Annotated in this window: 22 protein-coding genes and 2 pseudogenes; 10 read left to right on the top strand and 14 right to left on the bottom strand. The window is 68.7% G+C overall.

Annotation, left to right across the window (positions count from 1 at the left end; all coding sequences use genetic code 11):
* Nucleotides 1-68: 68 nt before the first annotated feature.
* The 4 genes and pseudogenes from test1122_RS00265 to test1122_RS26745 all read right to left on the bottom strand — a co-directional run.
* On the bottom strand, nucleotides 69-689 hold the full coding sequence (locus test1122_RS00265) for a LutC/YkgG family protein (RefSeq protein WP_232267117.1): 621 nt from the start codon (nucleotides 687-689) through the stop codon (nucleotides 69-71).
* On the bottom strand, nucleotides 686-2,149 hold the full coding sequence (locus tag test1122_RS00260) for a LutB/LldF family L-lactate oxidation iron-sulfur protein (RefSeq protein ID WP_232267116.1): 1,464 nt from the start codon (nucleotides 2,147-2,149) through the stop codon (nucleotides 686-688). Before test1122_RS00260 ends, test1122_RS00265 begins: the two co-directional genes overlap by 4 nt.
* On the bottom strand, nucleotides 2,146-2,862 hold the full coding sequence (locus test1122_RS00255; RefSeq protein ID WP_232267115.1) for a (Fe-S)-binding protein: 717 nt from the start codon (nucleotides 2,860-2,862) through the stop codon (nucleotides 2,146-2,148). The genes test1122_RS00260 and test1122_RS00255 overlap by 4 nt, the downstream gene beginning before the upstream one ends.
* Nucleotides 2,863-2,920: 58 nt before the next feature.
* Nucleotides 2,921-3,007 (bottom strand): annotated as a pseudogene (locus test1122_RS26745) (L-lactate permease); the annotation flags it as partial.
* 75 nt (nucleotides 3,008-3,082) lie between these two features.
* On the opposite strand from test1122_RS26745, the gene test1122_RS00250 reads away from it, so the two are divergent.
* Complete coding sequence (locus test1122_RS00250) at nucleotides 3,083-5,308, top strand: molybdopterin oxidoreductase family protein (protein ID WP_232267114.1); 2,226 nt, start codon at nucleotides 3,083-3,085, stop codon at nucleotides 5,306-5,308.
* Between the two features lie 192 nt (nucleotides 5,309-5,500).
* Entirely contained in the window at nucleotides 5,501-6,091 is a 591-nt protein-coding gene (locus test1122_RS00245; RefSeq protein ID WP_232267113.1) for a septal ring lytic transglycosylase RlpA family protein, read from the top strand.
* Nucleotides 6,092-6,199: 108 nt separating this feature from the next.
* Here test1122_RS00245 and test1122_RS00240 read toward each other — a convergent pair whose 3' ends face one another.
* A complete protein-coding gene (locus test1122_RS00240; protein ID WP_232267112.1) occupies nucleotides 6,200-8,002 on the bottom strand; it encodes an acyl-CoA dehydrogenase in 1,803 nt (600 codons plus the stop codon).
* Nucleotides 8,003-8,194: 192 nt separating this feature from the next.
* Between test1122_RS00240 and test1122_RS00235 the strand changes: the two genes are divergently transcribed.
* Nucleotides 8,195-8,650 (top strand): DUF4383 domain-containing protein, encoded by a 456-nt coding sequence (locus test1122_RS00235; RefSeq protein WP_232271684.1) that lies wholly within the window; start codon nucleotides 8,195-8,197, stop codon nucleotides 8,648-8,650.
* A gap of 147 nt (nucleotides 8,651-8,797) precedes the next feature.
* Here the strand turns inward: test1122_RS00235 and test1122_RS26535 are convergent.
* From test1122_RS26535 to test1122_RS00215, 4 genes and pseudogenes are all read right to left on the bottom strand, one after another.
* Nucleotides 8,798-8,935 (bottom strand): annotated as a pseudogene (locus test1122_RS26535) (erythromycin esterase family protein); the annotation flags it as partial.
* Between the two features lie 235 nt (nucleotides 8,936-9,170).
* Nucleotides 9,171-9,623 carry a YbhB/YbcL family Raf kinase inhibitor-like protein gene (locus test1122_RS00225; protein WP_232267111.1) on the bottom strand — a complete coding sequence of 151 codons (453 nt, stop codon included), beginning with the start codon at nucleotides 9,621-9,623 and terminating at the stop codon, nucleotides 9,171-9,173.
* 427 nt (nucleotides 9,624-10,050) lie between these two features.
* Nucleotides 10,051-10,431 carry a hypothetical protein gene (locus test1122_RS00220; protein WP_232267110.1) on the bottom strand — a complete coding sequence of 127 codons (381 nt, stop codon included), beginning with the start codon at nucleotides 10,429-10,431 and terminating at the stop codon, nucleotides 10,051-10,053.
* A gap of 101 nt (nucleotides 10,432-10,532) precedes the next feature.
* Entirely contained in the window at nucleotides 10,533-11,465 is a 933-nt protein-coding gene (locus test1122_RS00215; RefSeq protein WP_277879782.1) for a CHRD domain-containing protein, read from the bottom strand.
* 193 nt (nucleotides 11,466-11,658) lie between these two features.
* On the opposite strand from test1122_RS00215, the gene test1122_RS00210 reads away from it, so the two are divergent.
* From test1122_RS00210 to test1122_RS26530, 3 genes are all read left to right on the top strand, one after another.
* On the top strand, nucleotides 11,659-12,243 hold the full coding sequence (locus test1122_RS00210; RefSeq protein ID WP_232267109.1) for a COG4315 family predicted lipoprotein: 585 nt from the start codon (nucleotides 11,659-11,661) through the stop codon (nucleotides 12,241-12,243).
* A gap of 289 nt (nucleotides 12,244-12,532) precedes the next feature.
* Nucleotides 12,533-13,375 carry an alpha/beta fold hydrolase gene (locus tag test1122_RS00205; RefSeq protein WP_232267108.1) on the top strand — a complete coding sequence of 281 codons (843 nt, stop codon included), beginning with the start codon at nucleotides 12,533-12,535 and terminating at the stop codon, nucleotides 13,373-13,375.
* Entirely contained in the window at nucleotides 13,372-13,500 is a 129-nt protein-coding gene (locus tag test1122_RS26530; RefSeq protein WP_277879781.1) for a hypothetical protein, read from the top strand. Before test1122_RS00205 ends, test1122_RS26530 begins: the two co-directional genes overlap by 4 nt.
* A gap of 125 nt (nucleotides 13,501-13,625) precedes the next feature.
* On the opposite strand, the gene test1122_RS00200 is transcribed toward test1122_RS26530, so the two are convergent.
* The 3 genes from test1122_RS00200 to test1122_RS00190 form a co-directional block, all read right to left on the bottom strand.
* Nucleotides 13,626-14,078 (bottom strand): flavodoxin family protein, encoded by a 453-nt coding sequence (locus tag test1122_RS00200; protein WP_232267107.1) that lies wholly within the window; start codon nucleotides 14,076-14,078, stop codon nucleotides 13,626-13,628.
* A gap of 93 nt (nucleotides 14,079-14,171) precedes the next feature.
* Entirely contained in the window at nucleotides 14,172-14,471 is a 300-nt protein-coding gene (locus tag test1122_RS00195) for a hypothetical protein (protein ID WP_232267106.1), read from the bottom strand.
* A 76-nt stretch (nucleotides 14,472-14,547) separates the two neighbouring features.
* Complete coding sequence (locus test1122_RS00190) at nucleotides 14,548-15,744, bottom strand: cytochrome P450 family protein (protein ID WP_232267105.1); 1,197 nt, start codon at nucleotides 15,742-15,744, stop codon at nucleotides 14,548-14,550.
* A gap of 372 nt (nucleotides 15,745-16,116) precedes the next feature.
* On the opposite strand from test1122_RS00190, the gene test1122_RS00185 reads away from it, so the two are divergent.
* The 3 genes from test1122_RS00185 (at nucleotide 16,117) to test1122_RS00175 (ending at nucleotide 19,937) form a co-directional block, all read left to right on the top strand.
* Complete coding sequence (locus test1122_RS00185; protein WP_232267104.1) at nucleotides 16,117-16,665, top strand: PadR family transcriptional regulator; 549 nt, start codon at nucleotides 16,117-16,119, stop codon at nucleotides 16,663-16,665.
* A gap of 74 nt (nucleotides 16,666-16,739) precedes the next feature.
* The gene (locus test1122_RS00180; protein WP_232267103.1) at nucleotides 16,740-18,461 is read left to right on the top strand and encodes an acyl-CoA dehydrogenase family protein; all 1,722 of its coding nucleotides are present in this window, start codon (nucleotides 16,740-16,742) and stop codon (nucleotides 18,459-18,461) included.
* Between the two features lie 261 nt (nucleotides 18,462-18,722).
* Nucleotides 18,723-19,937 (top strand): Vgb family protein, encoded by a 1,215-nt coding sequence (locus test1122_RS00175; RefSeq protein WP_232267102.1) that lies wholly within the window; start codon nucleotides 18,723-18,725, stop codon nucleotides 19,935-19,937.
* A 204-nt stretch (nucleotides 19,938-20,141) separates the two neighbouring features.
* Here test1122_RS00175 and test1122_RS00170 read toward each other — a convergent pair whose 3' ends face one another.
* The gene (locus test1122_RS00170; protein WP_232267101.1) at nucleotides 20,142-20,498 is read right to left on the bottom strand and encodes a DUF805 domain-containing protein; all 357 of its coding nucleotides are present in this window, start codon (nucleotides 20,496-20,498) and stop codon (nucleotides 20,142-20,144) included.
* A 645-nt stretch (nucleotides 20,499-21,143) separates the two neighbouring features.
* Nucleotides 21,144-22,442 (bottom strand): ATP-grasp domain-containing protein, encoded by a 1,299-nt coding sequence (locus test1122_RS00165; protein ID WP_232267100.1) that lies wholly within the window; start codon nucleotides 22,440-22,442, stop codon nucleotides 21,144-21,146.
* A 1,502-nt stretch (nucleotides 22,443-23,944) separates the two neighbouring features.
* Between test1122_RS00165 and test1122_RS00160 the strand changes: the two genes are divergently transcribed.
* The gene (locus test1122_RS00160; protein ID WP_232267099.1) at nucleotides 23,945-24,253 is read left to right on the top strand and encodes a S41 family peptidase; all 309 of its coding nucleotides are present in this window, start codon (nucleotides 23,945-23,947) and stop codon (nucleotides 24,251-24,253) included.
* Nucleotides 24,254-26,030: the final 1,777 nt, after the last annotated feature.

The following is a 26,030-nucleotide window of genomic DNA, read 5'->3' as shown; positions in this document are numbered from 1 at the left end:
CGTCGGCCAGTGGCCGCCGCCGGCCCGCCGCTCATGTCGCAGGCGAGCGGCCTGTGCGGGTGCTCGCATCAGCGCACGAGGACAACATCGAGCCGACGCGGCCCATGGACGCCCTCCACCCGGCGCAGCTCGATATCACTCGTGGCCGAGGGCCCGGAAATAAAGGTCAACGGCCGGGTCGGCACCAGGCGTTCAAGTCCCTCGGGCACCGTGCCGACGATATCGGTGACAGGCACGACGCAGATATGGTGATCCGGGATGAGCGTGAGGAGACGTCGGCCCTGAGCCGGCCCACCGTCGAGCACGATGGTCCCGGTCTCGGCGATCGCGGTCGCGCATCCGGTCAGGACGCTCGCGACGCCGTCCAGCGTTTCGGTTCCCAGTGGTGCGGGGGTGCCATCCACCAGGACCCGGCCGTCGTACGCCCCGAGCCACGGCTGGGGCACATCCGGCGGAACGGCCAGTGGACCGCCCGCCGAGAGCAGGGCGGCCACGGTCTCGGCGAGCCGGTCAACGCTGGTCCGGTGCACCCCGGCCCGGTAGTCGGCCAGCCGGTCGGCGAACAGTTCCGCAAGCTGGTCGGGGTCATGGCTGCTGTCGCGTCGGTACGCCCGCGGTACGGCCACCTCCGCCGGGCCGTCACCGAGGGCCGAACGCAGCCGGGCAAGGACCTCCTCCCGAGCGTTCACGGCGTCTCTCCTCTCTGTGCCTGCTCGCGCTGCCACCACTCCCGGAACGACTCGGCCGCGGGCAGCGGGGCGTCGCGCGACGAAGTCCAGGCCGACAGCGGCCACGGAAGGTGGCGGATGGTCCGACGGCCACCGAGCAGTGCGGCAAGCGGGGCCGTACCGCGTCGTGCGGCCCGCAGCGCCCTGTCGTAGCGTCGCGGGTCGGACATGACCCAGGACAGCAGCCGCATGGCGACGCGCTCGGCCGACGGCGAACCCCGCTTGCTGTCGACCGCCTGTCCACGCAGACGGACCAGCACATCGGTAATGTCGATCTTTACCGGGCATACGTCGTTGCACGCGCCGCACAGCGACGACGCGTACGGCAGCGAGGTGTTCTCCGCGACGCCGGTGAGCTGCGGGGAGATGATCGCGCCGATCGGCCCTGGATAGACCGATCCGTACGCGTGCCCCCCGGTGCGCTCATACACCGGGCACACATTGAGGCAGGCCGAGCAGCGGATGCAGGACAGCGCCTGCCGGCCCACCGGGTCCGCCAGGGTAGCCGAGCGCCCGTTGTCCAGCAGCACGATGTGCATCCGCTGCGGGCCGTCACCAGGGGTGACGCCCGTCCACAGCGAGGTATACGGGTTCATCCGCTCACCGGTGGAGGACCGCGGCAGCAGCTGGAGGTACACCTCCAGATCGGCGAAGCTCGGCACCAGCTTGTCGATCCCGACCACGCTGATCAGAGTGTCAGGAAGAGTCAGGCACATCCGGCCGTTCCCCTCCGATTCCACGACCACCAGGGTGCCGGTGTCGGCGACGGCGAAGTTCGCGCCGGAGACCGCGACCCGGGCAGAGAGGAAACGCCGACGCAGATGCGTCCGGGCGGCCTCGGCCAGCTCCTCCGGAGCGTCGGACAGCGTGTCGGCGGCCCCCGGCATCCGCTGCCGGAAGATGTCGCGGATCTCCTCGCGGTTGTAGTGGATGGCGGGCACCAGGATGTGTGACGAGGCGTCATCCGCGAGCTGGACGATCAGCTCGGCCAGATCGGTCTCATAGGCGCCGATCCCGGCGGCCTCCAAGGCCTCGTTGAGGCCGATCTCCTGAGTCGTCATGGACTTGACCTTGACGGCCTCGCTGGCCCCGGTCTCCTGGACCAGCCCGGTGACGATCCGGCAGGCTTCCTCAGCGTCACGGGCCCAGTGCACCGTCGCCCCGGCCCTGACGGCCGCCGCTTCGAACCGCTCCAGAAGCTCGGGCAGCCGCCGGGCGACCTGTGCCTTGATCGCCCGGCCCGATTCACGGAGCTGCTCCCAGTCGGGCAGCTCGTCGACCACCTCCGCGCGCTTGTCCCGGATGGTGTGGGTGGCGTGCCGGAGGTTCTCCCGGAGCTGGGGCTTGGCGAGCTCGGTCCGGGCCGCCCGCTCGAAGCGCGCGGGACCATACAGATGGCCCTTGCCGTGGGCGGCGTTCATGAGGCCAGTACCTCCGCGTAGTGCAGCGGCCGCGGCGCCGCCTGCCGTCGGTGCAGCCCGCCGCCGATGTGGGTCAGGCAGGAGTTGTCGGCGGCGAGGATGTAGTCGGCGCCGGTGTGCAGGACGGCGGCGCACTTGTCGTCCAGCATCGCGCCGGAGACCGCCGGGTTCTTGACGGAGAACGTACCCCCGAAGCCGCAGCACTCTTCCGCGCCCTCCAGCGGAATCAGCTCAAGGCCGTCCACATGGCGCAGCAGTTCCAGGGGCCGCTCGCCCAGCCTCAGCGCCCGCATCCCATGGCAGGTGGGGTGGTAGGTCGCTCGGTGCGGGAAGGACGCGCCGAGATCGGTGACCCCGAGCACATCGATCAGGAACTCGGACAGTTCGTATGTCCGCAAGGTCAGCTCGGCGGCCGCGGCCGCGAGATCCGGATCCTTGCCGACGAGTTGGGGGTAGAGGGTGCGCACCATGGCCACACAGGATCCACTCGGCGCCACCACCGCGTCGTAGCCCTGGAATGTACGCACAAACTGCCGGATGACCGGCATGGCTTCGTCCTGGTAGCCGGTGTTCGCGTGCAGCTGGCCGCAGCATGTCTGCTGCTGCGGAAAGTCGGCCCGGTGCCCGAGCCGTTCCAGGATGCGCACCACCGCGACACCGGTGCGGGGGAACATCATGTCGTTGATACAGGTGACGAAAAGAGCGATCTTCATCGTGGCTCCTGTGGGTCCTCCCCGACCACCCTGCCCTTGCCGGCCGTGACCGGTTGCCGACGAGGCCCACCGTGGCGCAGGCCGCGACGACATTGTGCACCGTGATCATATTGCCCGCCGCCCCACCGACGGCCTGTGCGGCCATAGGCAACATGCGTACTGGTCGGTATGGTGATGGCCGATCGCGTCACCGCTGCCGCTGGTTGCCCGGGAGGGACCGATGAGCCGTACCGCCCTGCGTATCTGTCCATTGTGCGAGGCCACGTGCGGTCTCACCCTGACCGTGGAGGGCGACCGGATCACGGGTGCCCGCGGCGACCGTGCGGACGTATTCAGCGCGGGCTTCGTCTGCCCCAAGGGAGCCACGTTCGGCGAGCTCGACGGCGACCCGGACCGGCTGACCCGGCCGCTTGTGCGTCGCGACGGGCAGCTGGAGGAGGCGAGCTGGGACGAGGCCTTCGCCGCCGTCGCCGCAGGACTGCGCCCGCTGCTGGAGGAGCACGGGCCGGACTCGGTGGCCGTGATCCTGGGCAACCCGAATGTGCACACCGTCGCCGGAGGGCTCTATCCGCCCGTTCTCCTTGGCGCGCTGCGCACCCGCAGTCTGTACACGGCCAGCACGGTCGACCAGATGCCCAAGCATGTCTCCAGCGGACTGCTGTTCGGCGACGCCAGTGCCATCCCGGTGCCCGACCTGGACCGTACGGACCATCTGCTGCTCCTCGGCGCCAACCCACTGGACTCGAACGGCAGCCTGTGCACGGCCCCGGATTTCCCCGGCAGGCTCCGTGCCATGCGCCGCCGTGGCGGGCGGCTCACCGTCGTCGACCCCCGGCGTACCCGTACCGCCAAGCTCGCCGACCGGCATGTCGCGATCCGGCCCGGCACAGACGCGCTGCTGCTGGCCGCCCTCACCCATGTGCTCTTCGCAGAAGACCTGGTCCAGCTCGGCACCCTGGAAGAACATATGCAGGGCGTGGCCGAAGTCCGTGACGCCACCGCCGAATTCACCCCCGAGGCCGTAGCCGGGGCCTGCGACATACCCGCCGAGGAGATCAGAGAGCTCGCCCGGGAGCTGGCCGCTGCCCCCACGGCTGCCGTCTACGGCCGGGTCGGTAACTCCACCGTCGAATTCGGCACCCTCGCCAACTGGCTCGTTGATGTCCTCAATGCCCTGACGGGCAATCTGGACCGGCCCGGCGGCGCGATGTTCCCGCTCTCCGCCACCGCCCGCGCACCCCGCCCAGCGGCGCCCGGCAAGGGATTCGCTCTCGGACGCTGGCACAGCAGGGTCAGCCGGCACCCGGAGGCCAAGGGGGAGCTCCCGCTGGCCGCGCTGGCCGAGGAGATCGACACGCCGGGGGAGGGACGGGTACGCGCGGTGATCGCCATCGGGGCCAATCCCGTCCTGTCCGCGCCCGACGGGGAACGGCTGGACCGGGCGCTGGAGACGCTCGACTTCATGGTCAGCGTCGACCCGTATCTCAACGAGACCTCCCGGCACGCACACGTCGTGCTGCCCCCGCCACGCCCCTCGCAGAGCCCGCACTACGACTTCGCCTTCAACGCTCTGGCCGTCCGTAACCAGGTGCGCTACACCCGCGAAGTCCTACCGCTGGCAGCGGACCAGTTGGCGGAGAGCGAGATTCTCGCCCGGCTTGTGCTGTGCGTCAGCGGTATGAACGGCACCGACCCGGCGGCCGTCGACACCATGGTGATCGACGGCACCCTCGGCAAGGCCGTGGCCGATCCACACTCACCGGTACATGGCCGCGAACCGGCGGAGCTCGCCACCCAGCTGACCGGCCGCACCTCGGCCGAGCGGCGGCTCGACCTGATGCTGCGGCTCGGCCCGTACGGCGACGGCTTCGGCGCCCAGCCGGACGGGCTGAGCCTGGACAAGCTGCTCGCCCACCCCCACGGCATCGACCTCGGGCCGCTCACCCCGCGCATTCCGCAGGTGCTGCGGACCCGCAGCGGCAAGGTTGAGCTGTACCCGGAGCCGGTAGCCGCCGATCTGTCCCGGCTGCGTCGGGCCGTGTTCGAGCGGCCCGCGGGACTGGTGCTGGTCGGCCGCCGCCATTTGCGCTCCAACAACAGCTGGATGCACAACGTGCCCGGGCTGCGCGGCGGCAGCAACCGTTGCACCCTGCAGGTCCACCCCGAGGATGCGGCCCGGCTGGGCCTGGCGGACGGCGCGCCGGCCCGGGTGAAGGGGGACGGCGGAGAGCTGGAGGTGCCCGTGGAGGTGACCGATACGGTACGGACCGGGGTCGTCAGCCTCCCGCACGGCTGGGGTCATGACCGGCCCGGCACCCAGCTGTCGGTCGCCTCCACCGAACCGGGCGCGAACGTCAACCAGCTTCTCGACGGCACCCGTCTCGACCCGCTCTCGGGCACCGCGGTCCTCAATGGCTTCCCGGTGCAGGTGGCACCGGCGGGCTGAGCCGAAGAGCGCACAGACGACGGCGCTCCCTGCGGCGGCGCATGATGGCCGACTGGCCCGCCGCACGCAGCGGACTGTGCGATTGCGCTAGAGCTACTGGGAGGTTGAGCCTGCCCTTCCCGGCCTGCGTTCTCCATGGCACACGGATGAAGCGTCTCCGTGGGCCATGTTGTCTCAGGACAGGAGTTGCAGGTGTCCCGCAAGAGAACGGTCAGCCGCAGGAAGAAGATTGTGTTGCTGATAGGTGCTGCCGCGCTGGTCTCGGGAGGCGCCGCGGTGATGTCAGGAACGAGCCAGGCATCGGTGGCTTGTGACGGTCTGGCCACGGCGCTGGGCAACAACGAGAGGTTCATCGCGGGTCAACGGGCTGAACCCGACGCCCAGTCGGAGGCGAGGATCGCCAACCGGGAGGCCGTCATTGAGGAGATCAAGCGAAAGCAGGCGGCATCTGGCTGCGAAGTAGGGGGTGGGGGAGTGGAGGCACAGCCTCCTGCCGAAGAGCCGCCAGTCGCGGAGCCTCCCGCCGAAGGCGACGGCGAGGAGGTCTGCGCCGGATCGACGGTGACCGTCTCGGGTGAGGGGGGCGCTCCCGCTGCCTCCAGCAATGAGTTCCCGGCCGGAACCACGCTCAAGGTGACCAATCTGGACAACAACAAGTCGACCACAGTGGAGGTGACCTCCGTCTCCGGCAGCTGCGTGCTGCTGAACAACGCTGCCTTCGAGCAGGTGCGTGAGCCCAACAAGTTCCTGATCCGCCAGGCCCGGATCGAGCGAGTCGGCTGACGGCCGCGCATCCGGAGATACTGCCCCACCCCGCCCCGGGGGTGGGGCAGCCTCAACCACGCTCGTCCGCCCGCGAAGGAAAGACCCTGGACAGCCGGACTCGTCCCTTCACAGCCAGTCCGGATCGGTGTCCAGGACAGTGGTGTCGAGCGATTCGAGCAGCGTGAACTGCGGGCCGACGCGGGGTAGTTCATGGCGGAAGAAGTAGCGGCATGCCTGGCGCTTACCGCGGTGGTAGTCATCGCCCTCCGGGTCGGTGGCGAGCAGGACGTCGAGCCAGATCCAGGCCAGCACCACATGCCCGACCGCCTCCAGATACAGAGAGGCGTTGACCAGTGCCTTCTCCGGATCACCCGAACCCCATAGGGCAGCGGTGACCGGGCCGACCCGCTGCCAGGCAGCCCGCAACGCCTCGGCGTGCCCGGCAGCTTCGCCGTCTGCGGCCACCGCACGCGTGACGGTGTCGCCGATGGCCTCGCCGAGCGCGGCCAGACCCGCACCGCCGTCCATGACCGCCTTACGACCGAGCAGGTCAAGCGCCTGAATGCCGTGGGTGCCCTCATGGATCGGGTTGAGCCGGTTGTCGCGGTAATGCTGTTCGACGTCGTACTCGCGGGTGTAGCCGTAGCCGCCATGCACCTGGATGGCGAGGCTGTTGGCCTTCAGACACCACTGGGACGGCCAGCTCTTGGCGATCGGGGTCAGCACGTCCAGCAGCCGGCGGGCCCGCTCCCGGGCTTCGTGCGTGTCCGCGGTGCGCTGCTCATCGACCAGCCGGGCGCAGTAGAGGATGAGAGCCAGCGCGCCCTCGGCATAGGACTTCTGGGCGAGCACCATCCGCCGTACATCGGCGTGCTCGATGATGGGCACCTGCGGGGCGGCCGGGTTCTTGTCCGTGACGGGGCGGCCCTGTGGACGGGTACGGGCGTAGTCGAGGGACTTCAGATAGCCGGTGTAGCCGAGCGCGGCGGCGCTGGCACCGACCCCTATCCGGGCCTCGTTCATCATGTGGAACATATACGAGAGCCCCCCGTGGGGCTCTCCGACGAGCTGCCCGACCGCGCCCGGCGCACCGCCGGGGCGGTGCCGGCCTTCGCCGAAGTTGAGCAGGGTATTGGTGGTGCCGCGGTAGCCCATCTTGTGGTTGAGCCCGGCGAGCACCACATCGTTGCGCTCGCCCACGGCCCCGTCCGCTCCGACCAGGTATTTGGGCACGATGAACAGCGAAAGCCCGCGCACTCCGGCCGGCGCGCCGGGGACGCGGGCCAATACCAGGTGAATGATGTTCTCGGCCAGCTCATGCTCACCGCCGGAGATCCACATCTTGTTGCCGAAGAGCCGGTAGGTCCCGTCCGGCTGTGGCTCGGCCCGGGTGGCGACATCGGCGAGTGAGGATCCGGCCTGTGGCTCGGACAGACACATCGTGCCGAAGAAGCGGCCCGCGAGCATGGGGCGGACGTATGTGGCGATCTGCTCGGCGGTGCCGTGCGCGGACAGCAGGTTGGCGTTACCGAGCGTGAGGAAGGGATACGCGGACGTGGCGACATTGGCTGCCTGGAACCAGGCGAAGCACGCGGTGGACACCACGTGCGGCAACTGCATGCCGCCCAGCTCCGCGTCCATCGATGCGGCGAGCAGATCGGAGGCGGCGAACGCGTCCAGGGCCTCCTTGACCTCAGGGATCAGCTGGACGTGTTCACCGTCGAAGCGGGGCTCTTCCTGGTCGTTGCGCTTGTTGTGCGGTGCGAAATAACGGGTGGCGAGCTGCTCGCTGAGGTCGAGCACGGCGTCGATGGTCTGCCGGGAGTGCTCCTCGTAACGGGGGCGCCGCGTCAATTCCTCGGTGTCGAGCCACTGGCGGAGCAGGAAGTCCAGATCGCGACGGGAGAGAAGGAGAGAAGGTATCGCCATGGCGCGGGCCTCATTCGCTGGTCGGTGGACGCTGAGAAGAGGATGCCTTACTGAGCGCTTGCTTAGCTACTCGCCGGGCTGCGCCCGCCTGAGCGGACGCCCCGTGCCCCGACACCGTTTGCCATGCCGTTTTCCCTGGCAGGACCGGGGTACGCCGGAACGATCGACTGTCGTTTCAGAGCGGAGATGGTGATGATGGCCGGCACTGGTGCGAGGCGCGCCCCAGCCACCGGTGGCGCGCTGGTGCGCACGGCGGCGCTGCTGGTGGGGATCGTCTTCCTCGTGGTGGGGGCGCTGGGATTCATACCCGCCGTAACGACCGACTACGGTGCGATGGAGTTCGCCGGCCATGAGTCGTCGGCGAAGCTCTTCGGGATCTTCCAGGTGTCAATCCTGCACAACCTCGTGCATGTGGCCTTCGGACTGGCCGGACTCGTGATGTCGCTGGGAGTGGCGTCGGCCCGGGTGTTCCTGATCGGTGGTGGGCTGATCTACCTGGCGCTATGGGTGTACGGGCTGGTCGTGACCAAGGCCAGTGAGGCGAACTTCCTGCCGGTCAACGAGGCCGACGACTGGCTGCACTTCGGGCTGGGCCTGGCCATGGTCGTTCTGGGCGCTCTGCCACGCCGCCGTTCCCGCAGGGACTGACCGCCACCGTTGCGCGAGCGGCCAGCGGACTCGTCGCCGGTGCTGCAAGCCGCCGTACGAGCCGCAGGGCGAGCGGGCGGGCTGGGTGGCGTTGCGCCGCCCCGCCAGAGCGCGAAGTCCAGCACACTGGCGTTCGCCCATCCAGGTGGGCCAGCGCCGGTAGCCTTCGAGCACCGCCTGTGGTCCCTCGCGGGTGCCGGGATCCGCGATCACGCTGGAGTTGAGGGTCTGGCAGTCCGGCCAGTCACCTTCCACCGCCACGGAGGAGAAGTTCTTCTCCTCGATCAGCCCGCGGGTCAGCGCGACCCGCCACTCGTATTACTCGGCCGTCCCGTGGGACGCCTCGCCGACGAGGGCATACCGCGCGTCGCCGATACGGTCGAGCAGCGGATCGAGCGATTCCGGGGGTCAGTGGCAGGGCGTCCCGCCGGGTGGCGAACGCACCCGGCGTGCTCATGCGCTTGCCTCCTTGCCGCTACCGCCGCTGGTGGCCGGTTGCCGGTGACCGGCCGCCGGTGCGTCAGCGCTGATAGAGGCCGACGAAGGTACCGCTCGCGAGCTGCCGTTCGTCGACGGCCCGGTGCACATCATCGGCCGTCGCGTCGTCCGGCAGGGCAACGGGGTGGGGAAGAGCGTACAGCCGGAAGAAGTACCGGTGGGGCGAGTCGCCCACCGGAGGGAGCGGCCCGCCCCAGCCCTGCTCACCGAATCCGTTGGTGTGCGGGACGCCGTCCGGTGGCGTCTGCCCGCTGTCCGTACCCCCGCTGTCAGGGCTGATGCCAGTGACCAGCCAGTGGACGAAGGTCCCCGACGGCGCGTCGGGGTCCTCGCACAGCAGGGCCAGTTCGGCCGTCTCACTCGGTACGCCTGACCAGGTCAGCGGGGGTGAGACATTCTCCCCGTCCATCGTGTAGCGGTGCGGGATCAGATCGTGGTCGTTGAATGCGGAGCTCTTGAATTCGATACCGGCCATGAGTGCGGCGGTACCCCCCGCTGGAGGAGTCATGCTCACCCCCGGGGCACGTCAGCCCCATGCCGTTCGAGGACTACCCGTTCAGCCGACAGGCATCCGGCGTTTCCCGACGCAGCCGTCGGGGAACCCGCCGCAACGTGAGGTGATCATGGTGCCTGAACCCGGTAGCAAGCGTTACGACACCCAGCGTGCCCGGCGCCGGAAGGAGGCCGAGAAGAGCGGCGTACCCGATCAGCATGCGAACGAGGCCGCGAAGGAGGAGCTGGAAGAGGACCCGAACTGGCGCCCGACGGGGTCCCCGCACGGAACGCGGCCACGGCCCCAAGAGCGAGCGAGAAGGGCCCGGCGAGGAATCCGGCGAGTGACCCCAGCCCGGCGGGCGGAGTCCCGCCGGGGGATATGCCGCCCGGGGATATGCCAGGGGCCCTCAAGGGCCGCCGTGCTCCTCCTGCTCACGGACCGCGTCCCTCTCCCCTGCCGCGTCACGCGGCAGGGCATTGCCGCGCGGCGGATCCACCTCGCGCGGCGGGTGCCACGGCCCCCGCTCGACCTTCTCATCCGGCTGCAGTCCCTCGACCGGCCCTTCCGCGATCTCCGGCTGCTGGGGATCGCTACCGGCCACGACAGGGCTGTCTCCCTTGCCCATGGTGGACGGGCGGGGTGACTCCTGCGGATCGGCTTCTGCCGCGCTCTCAGCCTCCGCGGCGTTGGTATCCGTGGGCTTATCAGGGACGCCCTGGGAGCCCGGCCCCCGGCTCTCCTCGGGTTCCCCGGCCGCGTTCCGCTCGCTCCCGCGTATCCGGTTCATTACTCCGCTCCCCGGCATATCTGTCGGAACCACCTCGGACACGGCGCGAGTACCCGGCAGCGAGCGAGAAAACCGGGTCACCTCAGCGGCCCGGCTCACCGTCAGTGGGAGAGCTGCCCGCGAATGGCTCCATCGGGAAACTTCTTGTTGTGCAGATTGAAGTAGAAATTGGCCGAGTTGGCCGCGATGTGCTTCAGGCCCGCGGGATCCAGTTTCGAGACGACGCCGGAGATGGCGAAGATATTCTTCGGCACCGGTTCGGTGAACAGCGGGAAACGCACGTCCCCGTTCGCGCCGACCTTGCCTTCATGGACGTGCGCGGCGACCGGACTGCCGATGTTCAGCCAGGCCAGGGAGTAGTGCACCGTGTCGTGCCGGGGCTGGACAAAGCTGATGCCGAACCCGTCCAGGTCGCCCGCGAGCAGCCCGCCATCATCGGTGACCTCCTGAAAGCCGCTGGCCAGTGCGCGCAGCTTGCCTGCCTGGATGATGCCCAGCGGATTGACCGGCTTGCTGAGGGGCTTGAGCTGGCCGCGCACTGCCCCGTCGGGGAACTCATCGGTGTGCACGTTTACATAGAAACCTTGGGGCTGGGCGCTGATGGCCCTGGCCAGCTTGGCGCTTTCCACCGTGACCTGGCCAGCGGCGGCACGTACCGTCCTGGGTATGGCTGACTCGATGAGCGGGACTTTGACGTCACCGTTCTGGCCGGCGGCGCCGAGGTGAATATGGGCTGCCGCCGGTGCCCCGATTCCCTTCCACTTCAGTGCGAAGGTGATCCGGCCACCCTTGATGGTGACCAGCGCGATGGCCTTGCCGTCGTGGTCACCGGCGGCCGCGCCATGCGCATCGGATACCTCTTGTTTACCGGTGAGGACGGCGGTCAGGGAGATCGCGGACCCCTTGGCCGGGGTGGTGGTGACGGCGGCGGCGTTGCCGTGTGCGGCGTCGGCCAGGGCGGGGGAGGCTCCCGGAGTTCCCAGCAGGCCCAGGGCAAGTGCTGTGGCTGACAGGGCCGGAAAGCGACTTCGCATGTGTCCGTCCTTTCGGAAGCTGTGGGATTCTGACCGCTCAGAACGGCCAGCTACTCGTATCCACGGGAACCATGGACGGATTGCTCAGCCGGGTCCGGACTTCGATGCGAGTTCCCCAACGGTGAATTGGGGGCGGGGAGTTACACGTATCCCTCTTGCGACAACACCGCGACGGAGTACGAGGACGGACATTATGCGTGTACGCATCACTCTGCTTGCAGCACCGTTGGTGCTGGCTGTGACTCTGACTGCCTGCGGCGGCGGCGAGGCGGATGACGGCAATGCCGGCGGCGGCGTGAACACACCTCCACCAACGGCCGGCGGCACGGCAAGGCCCGAGACCCTGCCCACAGCAGAGAGCCCGTCCGAGGGCGCTTCCGAGGCCACATCTGAGGCCACGCCGGACGCGCCAGAGGGACCGGGTGCCGGGGTCAAGGTGGTGCAGTCGGACGTCGGCCGCATCCTGGCGGATCAGTCCGGCCGGACGTTGTATGGCTTCACCAAGGACAAGGACGGAGCGAGTAACTGCGACGCCGACTGCATAGCGGTGTGGCCAGCGCTGATCAGCCCCGCCGAGGTGGCTGCCGGAGAGGGTGTCGAGAAGAGCTTGCTCCGTCAGACCGAGCAGGGTGAGGGAGTCATCCAGGCGACATACGGCGAGTGGCCCCTGTACTACTACGTCGCTGACGCCAAGCCGGGCGACATCAACGGCCAAGGAGTCGACGACGAGTGGTTCGTCGTGGCACCCGACGGAAAACTGATCAAGAAATCCGGCTGATCACGTGGCAGCGAGACCGGTTCGCGGCGCGTCGGCCGGTGCAGGCGTACGACGCGTGGCCCGGTCCGGTCGGGTGGCGAGCGGGAGGGGTTCGCGTGTCGCCGAGGCGCGGGACCGGGATGCTCCTACGGTGGCCCGTGCCCGCTTTGCCTGTCCTCGCGCGGCGGTGATACATCCGCCGGCTGACGCGCGCCCCGCACCACGCTTCCCACAGGCAGCGCCTCGGGCTGGAAGGAGGCGATCCGTGCTCGCCCGCTGCGGTTCGAGGGGTGAACAGACGGGGCGACCGATGACGATCGAGACGGTGACCGCGTATCACGACGGCGTCCTGGGGCGGATGCGCAGCCGCAGCGTGGGACAGGTACGACCGGGCACCCCGCCGGTCGTGCTGGTCCAAGGGATGGGCGTGGCCGACTACCTGCTGCCAGGGCTCGCGGCGTTCGGACGGTGGACCAGGGCCCACCTGATCGAGCTGCCGGGGTTCGGGGGCAGTGACGAGCCCCCGCACGAACTCACCGTCCCGGAGTTCGCCCGCTGCGTCGCCGACTGGCTTGCCGCGCACGACCTGGGCCGGGTGGTCCTGGCCGGGCACTCCAGCGGGACCCAGGTCGCCGCCCGGGCGGCTCTGTGGGCACCTGATGTGGCGGCCGTGGTGCTGGCCAGCCCCACCGTCGACCCCGCCGCCCGTGGCATGGCGCGCCTGCTGATCCGGTGGCGGCTGGACGGGCGCAGGGAGCCACCGGGGCTTACGGAGTCGCACCGGGCGGAGTGGAAACGGGCAGGCGTGTGGCGGCTGCTGCACACCGCACGGGTCCATCTGGCGGACGCGCTGGAGGACTCGGTCGCGCAACTGCGGGTGCCCGTGCTGGTGATCCGCGGCAGGGAAGACAGGATCGGCACGGCGCGCTGGGCCCGGGAGCTTGCCGGCCTGGTACCGGAGGGACAGCTCGCCGAGGTGCCCGGAGCGCACACATTTCCCTGGCTCGACCCGGAGGCGTGGTCGGAACCCGTGCGGGGCCTGGCGGCCCGGGCTGCCGTGCCCTCGGACGGGGGAATGAGCCATCCGGCGGACACGGGCAGGGTTGACTCGGTTACGTCTGAGGGGGGCCGATTCGAGGAGCACAGCCCATGAGTGAGCAGACCCCTTCCCAGGCCGAGGGCGAGCGCCAGGACGAGGAGTCCTCCGATGAGAGGCCAGATGTGCCTCGTACGACGCCCTCGCAGGCAGAGGGCGAGAGAGAAGAAGAGTCCGAGTAAGGGCAGCGCGGACACGGTCCCGGAGCACGCTGGACCACGCTTCAGCCCAGTGCGCCACTGTGCCGTGCGACGGCCGCCCTCGTCATGTCATACCGTCCCCCAGCATGCAGAACCCAGGCTGGCCCTTAAGGCATGAGCTGGGCGGCGACGGTGGCTCCAAGGTTCCAGCAGGCCTCGAGGTCGGCCTTACTGGGCTCTCCGGTGACGGAGACGTTGTCCGTTGTCTTCTCCCAGCTCAGCCCCTTCGTGATGGATTCGATGCCACGAACGGCTCCGGTTGTGTCGTTGTTCCCGTGGATGTAGAGGCCATAGGGGCGGCCCGCAGTGGTGTCGAGGCAGGGGTAGTAGACGGTGTCGAAGAACACTTTGAGGGCGCCGCTCATCATGCCGAGGTTTGCGGGCGTGCCCAGGATGTAGCCGTCGGCCTCCAGCGTGTCCGGGACGGTGGTGGCCAGGGCCGGGCGGCGGATGACATCGACGCCTTCGATCTCGTCGGTGGTGGCCCCCGCAATGACGGCTTCGAACATGGCCTGCAGATTCGGGGAAGGGGTGTGGTGAACGATGAGGAGTTTCGGCACGGTGGTGAGCGTGCCGGGGGAAGCCGACGTGACGCAAGTCCTCCCGGGGCCGCTCGGCCGGCGCTGCGGTGCTCTGGCAGAGGGGTAAGCCCCTCACCGTTCAGGCTGCCGGAGCGTGACGCCGGCCCTGGCCAGTGTCTCCGGCAGGCCGGCCAGGGCCGGAAGCTGCTCAATGTGGTGAACCCCGGCAGGTACGGTGCCGGTGAGGACTTCCCGGACGACGTACGCGGCCACCAGGCCGGTGACGCGGCTCTGCGAACGCCCGGTGAGGGCACGCACCGCGAAGCCGTCACCGCCGATGTGGAGGCGGCGGAAGGCGCCGGTCAGCGTCCGCCGCACGCCGGGCCGTCGGGCGGCCCGCAGCAGCCCGGTGCGGCGCGGCCTGACCGTCATGCTACGGAGAGCCGCTGAGCGTGGCCCCTTCCTCACTCTCTGGAAGGAGGGGGCCTTGGTGCCGTGGTCGGTAGGGTCACCAGCGCACGGGGAGGCGGCGGACACCGCGGATCAGCATCCCGTGGCGCCAGGCGAGCGCTGCCGGGTGGGCGTCCAGGGTCAGCTCCTGGCACCGTTCCAGGAGCGTACGGATCGCAATGCGGGCCTCCATGCGGGCGAGCGGGGCGCCCAGACAGTAGTGGATGCCGTGGCCGAAGGCCACGTGGCCGCGGGCGTCGCGGTGGATGTCGAAGCGATCCGGCTCCGGGAAGCGTGCCGGATCCCGGTCGGCGTCGGCCAGGGCGACGAGGACGAGTTCTCCGCCACCCGGTATCACCGTGCCGCCGATCTCCACCGGCTCCGTGGTGAAGCGGTAGGTCGGCGTCTCGACCGGGCCGTCGTAGCGCAGCATCTCCTCGACGGCGTTTTCCATGAGAGAGAAATCAGCGCGTAACGCGGCGAGTTGGTCGGGATGGCTCAGTAGTGCGAGCACGCCGTTGGAGATGAGATTGACCGTGGTCTCATGGCCGGCAACCAGCAGCAGCCAGGCCGTGCCCCTGAGTTCGTCCAAGGAGAGCCGGTCGCCGTCCTCGTCGTTGGTGCGGATCAGCGCGCTCAGCAGGTCCTCTCCGGGCCGGTGCCGCTTCTGCTCCAGCAGCTCGTCGAGGTAGCCGGCCAGCGCCTGTGCCGCGGCTCGCCTCGTATCCCGACTGCCCGACGACAACGAGTCGTTGGACCAGATACGGAACTGGTTCCGGTCGAGGAACGGCACCCCCAGCAGTTCGCAGATCACGGACATCGGCAGCGGGAAGGCCAGCGACTCGACGAGATCGGCCCGGCCGCTGGAGCACGTCAGCATGGCGTCCAGCAGCTCGTCGGTGATGCCCTGGACCCGCGGGGCGAGCTCCTGGACGCGGCCAGGTGTGAACTCCCGGGCGACCAGCTTCCGCAGCCGGGTGTGGTGCGGGGGATCGGAGTTCAGCATGTGCGAACCTGCGGCGGGGCTTGTCAGGTTCAGAGCGTCAGAAGCATTCCCCCACTCCTTCGACAGCCGCGGGTCGGCGAGTGCGGCCCGCCCGGCCTCGTACCCGACGACGAGCCAGGCGTCGGCTTCCTCGGGCATCCGGATCCGGTGTACAGGCCCCCGAGCCCGCAGTTCCGCGTATACCGGGTAAGGGTCCCGGATGAAGTCCTCACCGAGCGCCACGAGGTCGACTGATACATCCGTGCTCACGTTCGCCTCCTCCCCCTCTCCTGGTCGACACCACGCTAGTCGGCCGGACACCCGCCCGGGGGGGCTCGATCCGGCCGATCCGGGCGCGGCCACACCGCACTGCCGTCGCTGTCTCGGCAAGAGAGAATCCGCGCTTCCGGACGTAGCGGTGGTGGCTGGAGCTGACCGCGGCCGCGAGTGGCGAGGACATGGTCGTCAAGGCAGGCCGCTCCAGGGCCGTCCGCGCGGCTGGAACGGGAGCCGACAATCCAGGCTGCAGCGCCACAGCCACAGCCATAGCCACAGTCACCATCCCGTCCGGCCGGGTGAGCCGTGTCTCACCCGGCCGACGCCTCTTGCCTATGCAACGAGTTGCATAAGAGGATTCCCGGCATGGCACTCGAGCACGCGATCCTTGTCTCCCTGCTGGAGCAGCCGGGATCCGGCTACGAGCTGGCGCGCCGGTTCGACCGCTCCATCGGCTACTTCTGGACGGCCACCCACCAGCAGATCTACCGCGTCCTCAAGCGCCTGGAGGGCGACCGCTGGATCGACGTCCGGGATGTGGCGCAGGAGGGGCGGCCGGACAAGAAGGTCTACTCCGTGGCCGGTCCCGGCCGGGCCGCGCTCTCCGCATGGCTGGCCGAGCCCGTGGAGCCGGAAAGCATCCGTCACGACCTCGCCGTGAAGATCCGCGGCGCCGCGTTCGACGACCCCGCCGCGCTGATCACCGAGGTCGAGCGGCACCGCGAGACGCATGCCGACCGGCTCGCCCGCTACCTCGCCGGAGAGCGGCGCGACTTCCCGGAGTCGGCCGCCCTCGACACCGGCGAGGAGCTCCAGCACGTCGTCCTGCGCGGCGGCATCGCGTACGAGCGGATGACCCTCGCCTGGCTCGACGACGTGCTCACCACCCTGCGCCGCGTCGGCGGCAGGCGTTAGCCGCCTCCGTGCCCCCGCACCCGAACCCCTCACACCAGGCCCTCCCAACCCCTCAACCAGGAAGGCGTCCCGTCATGGCGGACCCGCTGCTGTTCAACCCGCGCACCTACGACCCCGCCCACTTCGACCCCGAGACCCGGCGGCTGCTGTGTGCCACCGTCGACTGGTTCGAGGAGCGCGGCAAGCGGAGGCTCATCGAGGACTACCGCAGCCGTGCCTGGCTGGAGGACTTCCTCCGGTTCGCCGCCAAGGAAGGCCTGTTCGCCACCTTCCTCACACCCGCCGCCGACGCCGCGGGGAACGCCGACAAGCGCTGGGACACGGCCCGTATCGCGGCCCTCAACGAGATCTTCGGCTTCTACGGGCTCGACTACTGGTACGCCTGGCAGGTCACCATCCTCGGCCTGGGCCCGGTCTGGCAGAGCGGCAACGCCGACGCCCGCGCCCGCGCCGCCGAACTTCTCGACCAGGGAGAGGTGTTCGCCTTCGGCCTCTCCGAGAAGACCCACGGCGCCGACATCTACTCCACTGACATGGTGCTCACCCCAAGCGCCGACGGCGGCTTCCACGCCACCGGCTCCAAGTACTACATAGGCAACGGCAACGCGGCGGGCCTCGTCTCCGTCTTCGGCCGCCGCTCCGACGTCGAGGGCCCCGACGGCTACGTCTTCTTCGCCGCTGACAGCCGCCATCCCGCGTACCAGCTCGTCAAGAACGTCGTCGACTCCTCCAAGTATGTGAGCGAGTTCCGGCTCGAGCGCTATCCCGTACGGCCCGAGGATGTCCTCCACACCGGCCGTGCCGCCTTCGACGCTGCCCTCAACACCGTCAACGTCGGCAAGTTCAACCTCTGCACCGCCTCGGTCGGCATCTGCGAGCACGCCATGTACGAGGCCGTCACCCACGCGCACAACCGGATCCTCTACGGCCGCCGCGTCACTGACTTCCCGCACGTGCGCCGCGAGCTGACCGACGCCTACGTCCGTCTCGTCGGCATGAAGCTGTTCAGCGACCGCGCCGTCGACTACTTCCGCAGCGCCGGCCCAGACGACCGCCGCTACCTGCTCTTCAACCCGATGACGAAGATGAAGGTGACCACCGAGGGCGAGAAGGTCATCGACCTCATGTGGGACGTCATCGCGGCCAAGGGCTTCGAGAAGGACACCTACTTCGCCCAGGCCGCCAGCGAGATCCGCGGCCTGCCCAAGCTGGAGGGCACAGTCCACGTCAACCTCGCCCTGATCCTCAAGTTCATGGCGAACCATCTCCTCGCCCCGGCCGAGTACGCCCCCGTTGCCACCCGTCTCGACGCCGCCGACGACGCCTTCCTCTTCCGCCAGGGGCCGGCCCGCGGTCTCGGATCGATCCGCTTCCACGACTGGCGCACCGCCTACGACGCCCACGCGGGTGTGCCCAACGTCGCCCGTTTCCGCGAGCAGGCCGACGCCCTGTGCGCCTTCGTCACCACCGCGGCCCCCGACGAGAAGCAGAGCGAGGATCTCGACCTGCTCCTCGCCGTCGGACAGCTCTTCGCCTTGGTCGTCCACGGCCAGCTGATACTGGAGCAGGCCACGCTCACCGGCCTCGACGGAGACGTACTCGACGAGCTGTTCGGTATCCTGGTCCGCGACTTCTCCGCCCACGCCGTCGAGCTGCACGGCAAGGACTCCGCAACCCGCGTCCAGCAGCAGTGGGCGCTCGGCGCCGTCCGCAGGCCCATCACCGACCCCGAGCGCGCCGCCCGCGTCTGGGACCGGGTCGAGGCCCTCTCCGGCGCCTACGAGATGCGTCCGTAAACCCGCACAGGCCGTTGCCGCCCGGGGACTCCCGCACCGGAGTTCGCGGTAGGCCCATGGTTCAGGATCGGTAAGGATGCGGCCCTGAACCATGGGGCCGCATCGGCGAACGACGGCACGCCGCCGGGCCGGTCACGTCATATACGGCACCGCACCGTCATGCCCCTCGCCCAGCAGCACGGCCGTGACCCGGCCGTCACCCATGGGGTGGATTCCCCGCGACTCTCGCGCCAGCGGTGGTTCGCCACGCGCGGAAGTCGCTTGGATGAACGTGTCATCTCGGACGACCGCACATCCCTGGAGGGCCCGTTGGACCGCCGCAGCTTTCACCGCAATCTGCTCGTCCTGGCCGCAGCGCCCACAGCCGGAGCCCTCTTCAATACGCGCACGGCGAGCGCCGCCGACACGCCAGCCAACAGGCACCAGTCCTCGGTTCCCTGTCGGCGTTCACTCGTCGAGTACCAACTCCCCTTCGCCGAAGAGACCCACGAGATGGTCAAGGTGCCGGGCAAGCCCATGGTTCTGGTCTCCCAGATGTCCAACAGTCACGTGGTCAAGCTGCGCCTCGACCCGCGCACCGAGGAGGTCACTGGCACCAAGGCGTTCCCACTGGGCCCACCGGACGCGCGGTTGCACGGTCTGGCTGTCTCCTCACGCCACCCTGGGAAGATCTGGGCCACCCACGAGGGCGGCGACCGCCTGCTGCTGGTCGACCCGAATGCGGACGCCCTCGATACCCCGCCGCGCATCATGCGCACCATCGACATCCCCGGAGGGGCGCGCGGACCGCACTACGTCAACGAACACGGCGACATGCTCTGGGTCACCCTCAAGGGCACCGACCATGTCCTCGCCCTGAACCACACGGACCCGGCCCAGCACTGGCTGTTCCCGGCCGAGGCCCACCCGATCTTCGCCGCCCGTCATCCCGTCAGCGGGGACTTCTACGTCAGCCAGGACGCCGCGAGCAAGCTGCTGCACATCGACGCCCGGACGAAGCAGACCTCGCAGATCCCCATCCCGGCACAACGGGGCAGCACCCCCGTCGGGCTGGTCAGCGGGCCCGGGGGAATCTGGGTCGTACTGCTGGGAACACCCGAGGCCGGCACCGGTACCTTCGGCCGGATCGACGAGCACGGCCAGATCTCATGGCACCAGCTGCGTACTCCGGAAGGCCAGGGCGCGGGACTGCTGCACGTGGCCTTCGATCCACCCGGCGCCCGACGCGAACCGGGCCTGTGGCTGCTCGGGTCGTCCATCGTTTCATCCAACGTCCGCGACCTGATCATCCGGGTGCGCTTCGACCCGTCCTACACCAAGATCCTCGGGGAGGAAGTCGCCGCGCTCCCCACGCAGTTGTGCAAGGCCCACCGCCTGCTGCCACTACGCCGGACCGTTCTGGCCAGCGAGCTGACCACCGCCACGGTGGCCCAACTCACCAGCCCCGAGGACTGCGACTGGACCACTACCCACTGACCAGCCGTACGCGCCGACGCGGCCCGTACCGCCTGGAGGCTCCAGCAATGGGTTCCAGCTGCCCGACCACATCGCGAGGCTTGACCGCGTGCCAGCGGTACCGACCCACACAAACGACTGCCCGTCAGCTGTGCTGACGGGCAGTCGAGTGAACGTTGATTCTGCTGGCTGGAGGGAGCGACTCCCATCAGCTGAGGGAGAACGTCAGTAGTGAACCGGAACCTGCTTGGGATTCGGGCCGTAGCTGTTCTCCTGCGGTGTGCTGTCGCTCGCCAGGAAGACCAGCAGGATGATCACACCCACGAGCGGGATCAGCGCGATGAGCAGCCACCAGCCCGATCGATCGGTGTCGTGGAGCCGACGGACGCCGACGGCCAGGCTGGGAAGGAGCACGGCGAGGCTGTAGAGCCCTACTATGAAGCCCGTGCCCAGGACCGCGTCGACGATTGTCAGCACGATGCTGATGACGAGGCTGATCAGGGCGAACATCCAGTATTCCTGGCGGCGCGCACGCCCGTTGAATACCGCGTATTTCTTGAGTACGTCCACGTACCAGTGCACTGCGTCCCCCCAAAGGACCGCGATGGGGCCCGTCCTCGTGGATCAAGCCAGAGGCAGAACCTAATGGCTTGAAGTGTGCTGGTCAAACCGTTATCTGGAAGCGACCGACGTCGCGAGCACGCCGAGCAGGCGGCCGTGAGCGCGAGCATCAGGCGTAAGCGGCTGCGTTCGCCGCTTGGGCGATGCGGCTCCGGCAGAGCCGCCGGGACGTCGATCAGCTGCACGGTCGCCCAAGAGGCGCGGCCCGTGGGCGGCCGCACGGCGCCAGGCTCTGCGGGAGGCAGTGCATCTGCCCATCGTCGTGCCCGTACGCTGGACGAGCGTCCGCACGGTCACGGCAGTGGGACCGCGTGGCCGTGCCGAACCCGTACGGAAGGAGCTCCCAGTGGTGCGCGAAGTGACCTTCACGGAGGGGCGCGAGACCGCCATACCGTCCCGGCGGTGTGGGAGGTGCCGGGCGACTTCGGTGCGGCCCAGCCCGCGCTGTCGCGCGGCGGGCAGCACGGGCCTCGCTCGCCGACCTCGCTGCATACGTCGAGGGGCAGAGCGGCTGACCGGGCGCAGCCCTGCCCCGTCCGCCATACGGCTCCGGGCAGGCTCCCCGCCTGTGCACGTCAAGGCCAGTGTTCACCGGCTTCGCTGATTTCATGCCGGGGTGGGCACATCGCCAATCTGGTAACGCAGTAGCTGCTCGCAACGGTGGTACTTGGCGATCAGCTCCGCTTCGTCGACCGCGCCGATGTGGATATTGGCCAGCTTGTAACTGTAACTGTCCTGGTCGAAGAGCGCCGACAGCCGATCCCCCCGGTGGGCGACGAGATCGATGGTCGTGCCGGGGATCTCCTGCTCGATCGCTGCGATCTCGCTCTCAGTGGGCTCGCGCAACACCACGCCGTCGCGAAAGCAGCGCAGGAAAGACTTGGCCGCCACTGAATAGCGGCCTTGCCGGTGCGGCAACCGCGGATCACGGCCGAACGCGAGCCGGAGCATGCAGTGGTGGTTGGGCAGCCCATCCACATGGCGGAACAGTGCGGCGTGCGACTGGGAGTGCCGGGGGTTCACCTCGAGCAGGCCGATGGAATCCGCGTCAGGATCCCAGAAGAACTCGATGTTGAACGTCGAGTCGTCCAGGCCCAACTGGCGGATCACCCGTTTCGAGACGGAAGCCATCCTGCCAACGACACTCCGCGGGAGGCTCGACGGGTACTGGAACCGGACGAAGCTGGGAATGTCCTTGTAGGTCACCGAATCCACCGCGCCGTAGACGTGCGGTTGCCCGCGGTAACAGTAGCCTTCCAATGTGACCTGCTTGCCGTGCAGCGCCTCCTCGGCGATGCAGGCGTTGCCGCCGATCCTGGCCATCTCCGGCGGCAACTCCACGTGGTCGAGTACGACGTCGAAAGCAGCGCTGATCCGGCCGATGCCGCCACGGATGCGCCGCAGTGCCTCCTGGAACTCGTCCAGGTTCGACGCGCGGTAGGCCAGCATTCCGTCAAACGATTTCACCGGCTTGATCCACATCGGATACCGCACACCAGTCGGCGGACTCTCATCACGATCGGGGTCGACCAGACCGAACGGCGGGCACTCCTCATCGAGGACCTTGCGTTGCTCGGTCCTGCTCCAGTACTTGTGCTCGCACTTCACAATGGCTCGCAGCGACGGATGCCACTTCAGCCCGTTCCGCTCGCACAGCATTGGCACCATCGAGCTGACCGGGAAGTCCCAGTACCCGACGATCGCGTCGATACTGCCGTCGAATACGTTCAGCTGGTCTTGGGCCTTGTCGAGCAGCTCGGCCAGTGGGATGCGCTCACCCAACTGGAGTTCCTCGATCGTCAGCAACTGATGGAACCGGTACCGATGGGCATCGGGCAGTTGTTCGAGGAGTTGGTGATTGTGATGGTCGAGCCCCAGTACAAAGACGTTTCTGCGGATTTCCACTAGCCGCTTCTCCGGTCCTGTGAGCGCAGAGTTCAGACGGCCGTAGCCTGTGATCTCGGTGTTCGGTGGGAAGAATTCTCTGCCGTGCTCAGATGGTGAGCTCGGCTCATCGGAAGAAGATTTCTCCCGGTTCGGCCGAGTTATTGGAGTATAAGGAGATCATCCGGGATCAGTCGTGATGCGTCGTTCGTGTCGTGCGAGGTAGATGTCATGGAGAGCGGGTCGGCGCGTGCTCATGCCGACGAGTGCGCTGGGCGGGTGAGTCAGGAGGCCATCTGTCAGCGGTCCACGCGCAGCGGCTGCGGTATGCACCGGGAATTGATCCCGCTTCGGCCGGGCCGGACCCGACGCAGGCCGAAACCAGCTCGGACCCCGTACCACGCACCAGCGAGCCTCGCTGTCTCGACGAAGGCCCCGCCGACACGCCGATCACTGTGCTGCTCCTCAGCAAGCCATCCAAGGTGATCGCAGAGTCCAGAATGGCGATAAGCTCATGCGTCAGCGGCCTCAGGTCAGCACGCCGCAACGCCGCAGGCCCCCTCGCCTGCTTCCCCTGCCCGTAGGCCCTCTGCGGCCGTGCCACTCACGCCAACCCGCAGTGATCTACCTCCTGGTCGGACACGGCATAGCCGCACGACTGCGCCGCCTCTAACCGCATTCACCGCCAACCCAGGCATGTGAAGGAACAGCGACCATGCCACATGGGCCCTGAAACGGATTACTCACACACCTCTACAAAACCTGGTGAAAAATAGAAGGCGCCGTGCCCCGCGCCTTCCCACAAGCCCAAGCAGTGGACGAGGAGCTGGGAAGGAGGCTTCATCAGGGACACGGGGTCAGGAGCGCAGGCGGTGAGCCGTGGACGGCTCTGCCGCCCGCGCCGGGCGAGGACCCGCAGGCACGGGGGAACCTCCGGACCCACGGCTGCCGATGGACCAGTCGGCACTCCTTCTGCGTCAATAACCCCTTACGTCTTACACGCAAAGAGGCCCCGCTCCCTGGAGGAGAGCGGGGCGCTGCCACTGGATCTACATCAGCTGGTTACCGACCGGACCCGCCACCACGGCACCGACTCCGCGAAGAGATGGTTATGCCGCTGAACGACGCGCACGTGGCCGTGATGGCCGGCCCTTCCCGAATCTTCGGTCAGAGCCGCCCGGGTACCGTCATACCTGATGCGGACCTGGACAACCGGGTCAAGACCTACGTCCAGGAGCGTGACCTGGGCAAGCGGCCGCTTCAGGAGTTCGCACGCGGCCGGATTGGCTACGCCGACCTGCCCGGGGGGCAGGGTTACCTGCGTATCTCGGCATTCAGCGGCTACACGAAGGCCAACACCTTCGCCCGCCAACAGCGCGGAACTGAACCGGGCTCTGGACGCGGTCCTCACCTCCGAACGCACCGCCGGGCTGAAGGGTTTGATCACCGGTCTGCGGATCAATGGGGGAGGGGCGGATGCCCTGGGGCCCCGCGGTCGGCCCCGGTACACCGGCCCTCTCGCAGTGCTGACCGGTGGCTCGACGTTCAGCGCCGCGGAGACCTTCACTCAGCCCTCCTCGACCACCCAGGTCGGACCGTGCGGATCGGGGAGCCCACACAAGCGTCTTCTCGGACACGCCACGCGCCGACTCCCGGGCGGCTGGGAGACCTGGCTGCCCAATGAGGAGTTCCGCACCCGGCCGGAGGGCACCTTCGACGGCCCGAGTATCCCGCCTCGTCTCAAGGAACCGGTCTTCACAGACGAGCAGTTCGCCGGTCATCACGACTCAGCCTTTGACCGGGCCGTCGCCGTATTGCGCGGTCACTACTGAGCCTGTTCGGTGTGCTTGAGGTTCGGCGGGCAGCAGCCGGCATCCCCGGCGCTGACTGGCTGGGGAACAGGCCTTGAGCGAGTCCAGAGCCGCTCGGTTGCGCTGTCGTCGGCGCCGGCCCGGCCGTGTTGGTCGCCGGGCAGTGGTGGGTGGGCGCGCAGCGCGTCGCGATGCCGGTGGGCGCGAGCGGTGCGCGGCCGCCTGTTCGATACGGTCACGGGCTCCCAGGACCGGCGCCGTGTGGCTGGCCGCTTCGGACCGGGGCCCGAGGAGGCCGCGGCAAACGCTGAATGCGTGGTCCTGTGTCCGCCGGTGTAGCCAGCGTCCGCACTGGCTTTCAGCCCGGAGGTTTGCGAAGCATCGAGGCTAACGGGTGGTTCAGTGCACACAGCCCTGCGGGGGTGCGCCCCCTGGCTGGCTGTCTACCGGTGTGGCGGCGGTGGATACGGCACACGGCCCACTCCCGCTCCGCCCGGGCCGACCGTCATGTGCCGTAGGCGTACTGCGTGCCACGCGGTACGGAGCATCGCCGCTGGCATCCCCGTTCAGTGGGCGGTGTGGCGGGGAAATGGCGGCACCGGCACCCACGGGCAGTTGGCCGTACAGGTTAAGGGGGATCAATCGGAGCTGCCCCTGCGGGTGGTCTCCGGGAGAAGTCGCTGTTGGACAATGGTATGTGCCCCAGCGTGGGTAGGGCCATATGCCGACCGCGAGATATTCCGTCAGTTTCCCGCCCGGCCGCGATGGACGGCACTTCTCCCGGAAAACCGCGGCAGTACGGGGGCGGGCTCTGGCGTAGCGGCTGGCTGAACGCGGCCAGCCAGGGCTCATCCACGCTAGCCACCGAGAAGTTGGCGACGTTCACAGACTCTGCCGAACTCCCGTGCCGAGCGGAGAGCACCCGCGGCATTGCCGCCTCCATACGCGGTGACTGCCGGTGCTGCCCGTTCATAGTCGATAACAGCGGTGCTGGATGAAGTCGTTCGCCACTGGCCGGCTGTCCCCCTGACTGCCATTTGACGCCCGGCCATGACCACGGCAGCTCACCCGGCCCAGGCCGGGCAGCCCTGCAGAACCGCGCTCGGTGCCGGGGCGGGTTGTCTGCGGCCCCGCACCAGGCGGGACCGGCACGACCGTCTTCCCGGGCCGTCCGGGCGCGGTACAGCCCCCCTTTTTTCGGCGGTGACTATGGTGGCGGTTGCCGCTAAGTGACCATGCTGCTGGCCCTGCCGGAGAATACGACGGCCCTACGGCTGCATACGCGGTCAGTACCTCGCCCGGTCTCGAGCAAACTCCTAACCCCAGGCCGTGGACCTCCTGGTTCCCCGCTGGGATCACCGCACCGCAGAGCAGGCCTGTTTCCTCTGCTTCCCGGCTTTCCCCGGCAGGCGGCCGGGGAAGCGGTGCGGCCGGATCATGGCCCGGCCGCCTGGGCCACCAAGACGACACCTGTACCCAGCCGCTGAACGGCCTCTCGTGCCGGAAAGTGACGCAAAGGGCGCCCCGCCCCAGCCCTACCGGCATCAGCGAAACACGGCACCGGATTGGTGTTACGGCCGCGGCCAGGGTGCGGCAGCCAGAAACGAGTCCGGCGTCAATCACCGCCCTCTGACAAGGCCTTGCCGGATCCATTTCCGCTGTGAGGGCAGCGTCCGGCCCCCGGGTGCCTCCCTACGGCCGGTCCCGACGACTTCGGGCCCGCTCGGACGATGTTCCGGCGCCGGTATCGCCTCACGTTTATGCGCGTGTGGCCCTTCTGTGCGCCCCGTCCTCCCCA

Source organism: Streptomyces gobiensis, assembly GCF_021216675.1.
In the GTDB taxonomy this organism is placed as follows: domain Bacteria; phylum Actinomycetota; class Actinomycetes; order Streptomycetales; family Streptomycetaceae; genus Streptomyces; species Streptomyces gobiensis.
This window is presented reverse-complemented; position numbering and strand designations above follow the sequence as displayed.

Coding starts and splice junctions, on each gene's coding strand:
- test1122_RS00260 (WP_232267116.1), bottom strand. CDS start 2,149: ATGAACGCCGCCCACGGCAAGGGCCATCTGTATGGTCCCGCGCGCTTC.
- test1122_RS00255 (WP_232267115.1), bottom strand. CDS start 2,862: ATGAAGATCGCTCTTTTCGTCACCTGTATCAACGACATGATGTTCCCC.
- test1122_RS00250 (WP_232267114.1), top strand. CDS start 3,083: ATGAGCCGTACCGCCCTGCGTATCTGTCCATTGTGCGAGGCCACGTGC.
- test1122_RS00240 (WP_232267112.1), bottom strand. CDS start 8,002: ATGGCGATACCTTCTCTCCTTCTCTCCCGTCGCGATCTGGACTTCCTG.
- test1122_RS00235 (WP_232271684.1), top strand. CDS start 8,195: ATGATGGCCGGCACTGGTGCGAGGCGCGCCCCAGCCACCGGTGGCGCG.
- test1122_RS00225 (WP_232267111.1), bottom strand. CDS start 9,623: ATGGCCGGTATCGAATTCAAGAGCTCCGCATTCAACGACCACGATCTG.
- test1122_RS00220 (WP_232267110.1), bottom strand. CDS start 10,431: ATGAACCGGATACGCGGGAGCGAGCGGAACGCGGCCGGGGAACCCGAG.
- test1122_RS00215 (WP_277879782.1), bottom strand. CDS start 11,465: ATGCGAAGTCGCTTTCCGGCCCTGTCAGCCACAGCACTTGCCCTGGGC.
- test1122_RS00210 (WP_232267109.1), top strand. CDS start 11,659: ATGCGTGTACGCATCACTCTGCTTGCAGCACCGTTGGTGCTGGCTGTG.
- test1122_RS00205 (WP_232267108.1), top strand. CDS start 12,533: ATGACGATCGAGACGGTGACCGCGTATCACGACGGCGTCCTGGGGCGG.
- test1122_RS26530 (WP_277879781.1), top strand. CDS start 13,372: ATGAGTGAGCAGACCCCTTCCCAGGCCGAGGGCGAGCGCCAGGACGAG.
- test1122_RS00195 (WP_232267106.1), bottom strand. CDS start 14,471: ATGACGGTCAGGCCGCGCCGCACCGGGCTGCTGCGGGCCGCCCGACGG.
- test1122_RS00185 (WP_232267104.1), top strand. CDS start 16,117: ATGGCACTCGAGCACGCGATCCTTGTCTCCCTGCTGGAGCAGCCGGGA.
- test1122_RS00180 (WP_232267103.1), top strand. CDS start 16,740: ATGGCGGACCCGCTGCTGTTCAACCCGCGCACCTACGACCCCGCCCAC.